The 4,959-nt window shown below is 58.9% G+C and carries 4 protein-coding genes and 1 pseudogene; all 5 read right to left on the minus strand.

The window, feature by feature from the left end; all coding sequences use genetic code 11:
- Positions 1-74: 74 nt before the first annotated feature.
- Entirely contained in the window at positions 75-938 is an 864-nt protein-coding gene (locus M0974_RS23090; RefSeq protein ID WP_297842344.1) for an ABC transporter permease, read from the minus strand.
- Positions 935-1,927 (minus strand): ABC transporter permease, encoded by a 993-nt coding sequence (locus M0974_RS23095; RefSeq protein WP_297842345.1) that lies wholly within the window; start codon positions 1,925-1,927, stop codon positions 935-937. Before M0974_RS23095 ends, M0974_RS23090 begins: the two co-directional genes overlap by 4 nt.
- Complete coding sequence (locus tag M0974_RS23100; RefSeq protein WP_297842348.1) at positions 1,924-3,609, minus strand: ABC transporter substrate-binding protein; 1,686 nt, start codon at positions 3,607-3,609, stop codon at positions 1,924-1,926. Before M0974_RS23100 ends, M0974_RS23095 begins: the two co-directional genes overlap by 4 nt.
- A 192-nt stretch (positions 3,610-3,801) precedes the next feature.
- Positions 3,802-4,287, minus strand: a complete 486-nt coding sequence (locus M0974_RS23105) for an AAA family ATPase (protein ID WP_297842351.1) — start codon at positions 4,285-4,287, stop codon at positions 3,802-3,804.
- A 41-nt stretch (positions 4,288-4,328) separates the two neighbouring features.
- Positions 4,329-4,959 (minus strand): annotated as a pseudogene (locus M0974_RS23110) (LLM class flavin-dependent oxidoreductase); the annotation flags it as partial.

Below are 4,959 nucleotides of genomic sequence, written 5' to 3' on the forward strand. Positions count from 1 at the left end.
AAAGGACAGGTTACGCACCACCGACTGACCAGCGAATTCAATAGACAGACCGTCGACAACCAAACGTTTATCACTCATGAAAGACGACCCTCCAGGCGTTGTTGCAAGTAGCGGCCAGCGACGGTGGTCGACAGCGTGGTGAGTACGATGAACAGCCCAGGAAAAAAGGTCAGCCACCAGGCATTGGCGATGAAGTCACGGCCCATAGACAACATGGTCCCCCACTCCGGCGCTGGCGGCCGCGCGCCCATCCCGAGAAAACTCAAGGCCGAGGCCCAGACAACCGCCTGGCCAACACCCATGGTCATGGTGACAATCAGCGGGCGCATGGCGTTGGGTAGCAGCTGTCGGCGGATGATTCGCAGGGGGGGATGCCCAAGCGCCCGTGCAGCTTCGATGTAACCGGCGTTACGCACGGCGAGTACCTGACCGCGAACCATCCGCGCATAACCAGGGGCACCGCCCAGCCCCGTCGCGACGATCAACGGACCGATACCGCTGCCGAAAATAGCGACGAATAACAGCGCCAGAATCAGGCTCGGAAACGCGAACAACACCTCCAACAACCAACCGACGCTGCGGTCGGTGCGCCGGCCACCTAACCCACCGAGTAGCCCAAGCACAATCGCAATACTCATGGCGATGGCGGTAGCTGCCAGCCCGATGAGTAATGACTGGCGCGTGCCATGGATTACCCGGGAAAAAATGTCACGGCCCGATTGGTCAGTGCCGAACCAATGCGCTGCGCTCGGGGCATGAAAAGCGTCATGCGGGACGATGGCCAGTGGGTCGCTGTAGGCGAATAGCTGCGGCACCAGTGCCGCCAGCACCAACAGCAGCAAAAAACCACCAGCCAGCGTTGGGCCGATGCGCACCGAACGGGGCTTGCGCTGAACGCGAACGTTAAGTTGAGCCGTGTCCAGAATGAGTTCGCTCATGCTGCATTCTCCTGCTGACGAGGGTCGATCCATTGGTACAGCAGATCCACAATAATGTTGGCCAGCACATAGCCCGCAGCGACCACCAAACTAATGCCGATGGTCAGCGGCAAGTCCTGGGCCTGCACCGCTTGATACAACTGACGGCCCAGGCCTTTGCGGGAGAAGATCACTTCGATGACCACTGCACCGCTGATCAGCGCACCGATGGCCCAGCCTGATAACGAAACCCCCGGCAATATTGCGTGCCGCAGCGCATGTTTAAACCGCACGGCAACGTCGCTAAGGCCCCGGGTACGTGCGGTCAAAATGAACGGTTGGTCCAGGGTCAGCTCAAGGGATTCGCGGGTGACTTGAGCGATGAACCCCGCCAGCGGGATCGCCAGCGCAACAGACGGTAAAACCAGTGTTCGCCAGCCATCGCTGCCCGCCGGCGGAAACAGCCGCAGGCCGAAGGCAAATACCGCGAGCAATAGAATCCCCAACCAGAAATGCGGCAACGCCGCCGCGACGGTTTCTGCCAGCGACGCAACCCGGCCCAGCCATTGTTGCCGTCCGGCGGTGAGCACGGTCAGCGCCAAGACCATCAACCACGCCAGCACCAGCGAGGTGAGGGTAAGCTCCAGCGTTGGCCAGGATTGTTCGGCCAGTACGCGGGTTACCGGCAGATGCTGGGAATAAGAAATACCCAAATCACCCTGCACCAAGCGCCCCAGGTACAGCCCGTATTGCACGGCCAACGGTTTATCCAGGCCATATTCCCGGGTCGCTTCAGCGATGGTTTCTGCCGTCGGGTTGCCACTCGGTCCGCCGAGAATAGCCAGCACCGGATCACCCGGCATCAAGCGCAAGGCAAAAAATGTCAGCGTCGCCACAGCCCAGAGCACCAGCACTCCGCCAGCCAGGCGCAGTAATGCCCGCTGAGCCAGTCGGGTAACTCGCCGTTGCCGTGGAGCAGCGAGCGTCGTTTTCAGGGTTGAAGTACTCATTTGTTTACCCACGCGTCATAAAGGTAGGTGACCGCCAGCGACGTTTCGAGACGCACGCCTTGAGCCGTCTTGTAAATGCCCAGCCGGGTGCTTTGCGGGTAGGTGGTCAGCTCCAGATATTGCTTGGAGACAGCGGACTGGGCCTGGTAATAAAACCCACGACGCTTTTCAGGGTCTTGGGTCGACAGCGCCTGCTGTAGCAGATTGTCGAGTGCCGGGTCGCTGAATCCGGCGGTGTTCTGGTGATAACCACCGACGCCAGCAGGCTTGATGAACGCCGAACTGAAAATGATCCGCAGCACGTCGGCGGTGTTGGTATTCCAATAACCCAGACGGATGTCGTAATCCCAGTCGGCCTGACGCTTGGTCGCCTGCACGTCGCTCATTTGGTCAACAATCAACTCAAAACCGGCTTGGCGAGTGGTGGCCTGGACTTGCTCCCATAGGGTGTATTCCGAAGGCGGCGTGCGATTGCCCATCACCACATGCACCTGCAAACGCTTACCGTCCTTGGTCCGATAACCCTCGGCATCGCGCTTGCTCCAGCCCGCCGCATCGAGCAATTTCGCGGCCTTGGCCGGGTCATAATCCTGTGCGTGTTCGAAGTCCGGGCTGTAGAAGCGCGTGGCGGAGCTGAGCGGTCCGCCAGCCCTTGGAAATTCGTTGAAATAGACACTTTTCAACGCGCCATTAATGTCTGCGCTGCGCACGAACGCCTCGCGCACACTGACGTCGTTGAACGGCGCACGCGTGAGATTCAACGTGCCATTGGTGGGATTACCAGGGCGCTGCGCGATGATCAGAGACAGATCCGGATTGCGCCGTGCCGCTTCGTGGGATTCGGGGGGCACGGCTTCGATGACATCGACCTCCCCCGCCTGCAACGACGCGAAACGAACAGACGGCTCCAGGATGAATTTCCAGATGACTTTGTCCAACCACGCAGGGCCTTGATGTTTCGCCATCGGTGGTGCCGAGTTGTAGTCCGGGTTGCGGACCAGTTCAACTTGGTTTTGACGGTCCCAACGGACGATTTTGAACGGGCCAGTACCCACCGGGCTTTCGCAATTTACGTCGCGCGCTCGCAGCAGTGCGGTGGGTGATTCGATGCCGAGAAACCCTTGGGCCAGCACTTCAAGAAAAGCCGCGTAAGGCGTGGTCAAGTGGACCACTGCGGTGTATTCATCACGGACGTCGGTGCTACGGTATTGACGAATATAGCCACCCGCCGTACTCGACTGGGTTTTTGGGTTCGCCATGTGATCGAGATTGGCTTTGACCGATGCGGCATTGAACGGTGTGCCGTCGGTGAAATGCACGTCATCGCGTAGGTGAAAGGTGTAATCAAGGCCATCGGCTGACACTTCAAAGCTTTTCGCCAGCCAGGGGCCGATGTGGCCTTCACCGTCCATGGACACCAGCGAGTCCAGGTACTGTTGCGCAATGAACACTTGCGGCATATCGCCCGCAACGTGAGGGTCCAGGCAAGTGGGCTCGCGATCAGTCGCGTAAATAAGCGTACCGCCGCTCACCGGCTGATTGCTGCGTGCAACGGTTGAAAAACCTTTATCGCAGCCGGCCAACGCGGCGCAGAACGCGACGATGCCAACCACTGACGCCCGTCGTAAAAACGGCACAGGCTGCTGGCTGTGATAGTGCAATTGCTGGACGAGTTCTCGCATGGGTGCTGATACGCCTTGAGTCCGGGAACAAGGCTATTGCACAACACATGCCGGGTTTTTCGGTCAATGAAACCGGGTTTTTTTACCTAGAGGCGGGAGGAAAAAACTACAATCTGTCTGGGTGCTGTTGGCTGAGCAACAGTTGCTATGGCCGAAGCCCTTCGTCAACACGCTGACTCAGATTGCTGACCTTCAAGCCCATTCAACCCGCACAAACCCCTCTGTCTCGGTGGGCGGTTCGAGCATGGAGAACACACTGTGCAGCGCGGCTTCGGGCACCCTTTTGTCAGAGTCGCGTTGGGCGTTTCGCAGCAACGCCTGCTCAAGAGACGCCTGGACAAAGATGCCCACCACCGGCACCCCATGACGTTTGGCGATCGATAACACGTTCTCCCGATGGCGCCTCGCCGGCAGTGCGGCATCGAATACAACGGCCTGATCACCCAGTTGTGCTCCATTCTCGGCAACCCAACGGGATTTCCCGGCGCCTTGTACGCCCATCACAACGTACAGCAGCGTACCCGTGCGCGCCTGGGACATCTCCAGCTCAAGCCTTCCATACGCTCTGGCCCAGGCCTGCGCGCTACGCTCAGCGGTAAATTCGCGACCGAACTCGGTCTCGAGATAATCATCCGGGTTGATCACCGTGCTAATGCCTGCCAGCACATCGCTGTTCATGAATGTCCTTCCCCCCATTGTTGTTATACCGAAGTGCTTGGCTAGGATTTTCCTGTCGGGAAGCGTAGCGGTATAGCTGGGGAAAGCAATGTTGCAGGGTCACGATACCGAGCGCCGAAATGGTCACTGGGCAGTCGCGCCTGCCCGGCCCCAAACAACCGCTCGCGCAGTGTTTCACCGTCGTTGTAAGACTCGCGAAAACGTCCACGACGGCGCAGCTCGGGGATCACCAGTTCAATGAAATCACGAGCGGTTTCAAACGACAGATACTGGCGCAAGTTGATACCGTCGATGCCATCGTGGTCCAGCCATTTTTCAATCTCATCGGCCACGACAGTCGGTGTGCCCGCGACGAAAAATCGTTCGCGGTTGTAACCGCCGTGCTCAGCGAGCACCTCTCCAACAGTCTGTTCGGGCCTGTAGCGTTTCAGGCTTTGCCAGCCCTTGACCTGACGACGGATCAAAGTACCAATCAACTCGTCGTGCGCATACGCCGGCAGATCTACGGCGGATTGTGCATGGGCCAACGAGGCTTCGACACTCATCAGTTTGCGGTAACTGTCGAGTTTGGCACTGACCTCGGCGTCGGTACGCCCGACAATCACACCGGCCATGACAATAAACTTCAAGCCTGCGGGGTCGCGATCATGGGCAAGCGCTTTTTCGCGCATC

The sequence above is a fragment of the Pseudomonas sp. genome, from assembly GCF_026224925.1.
Lineage (GTDB): Bacteria > Pseudomonadota > Gammaproteobacteria > Pseudomonadales > Pseudomonadaceae > Aquipseudomonas.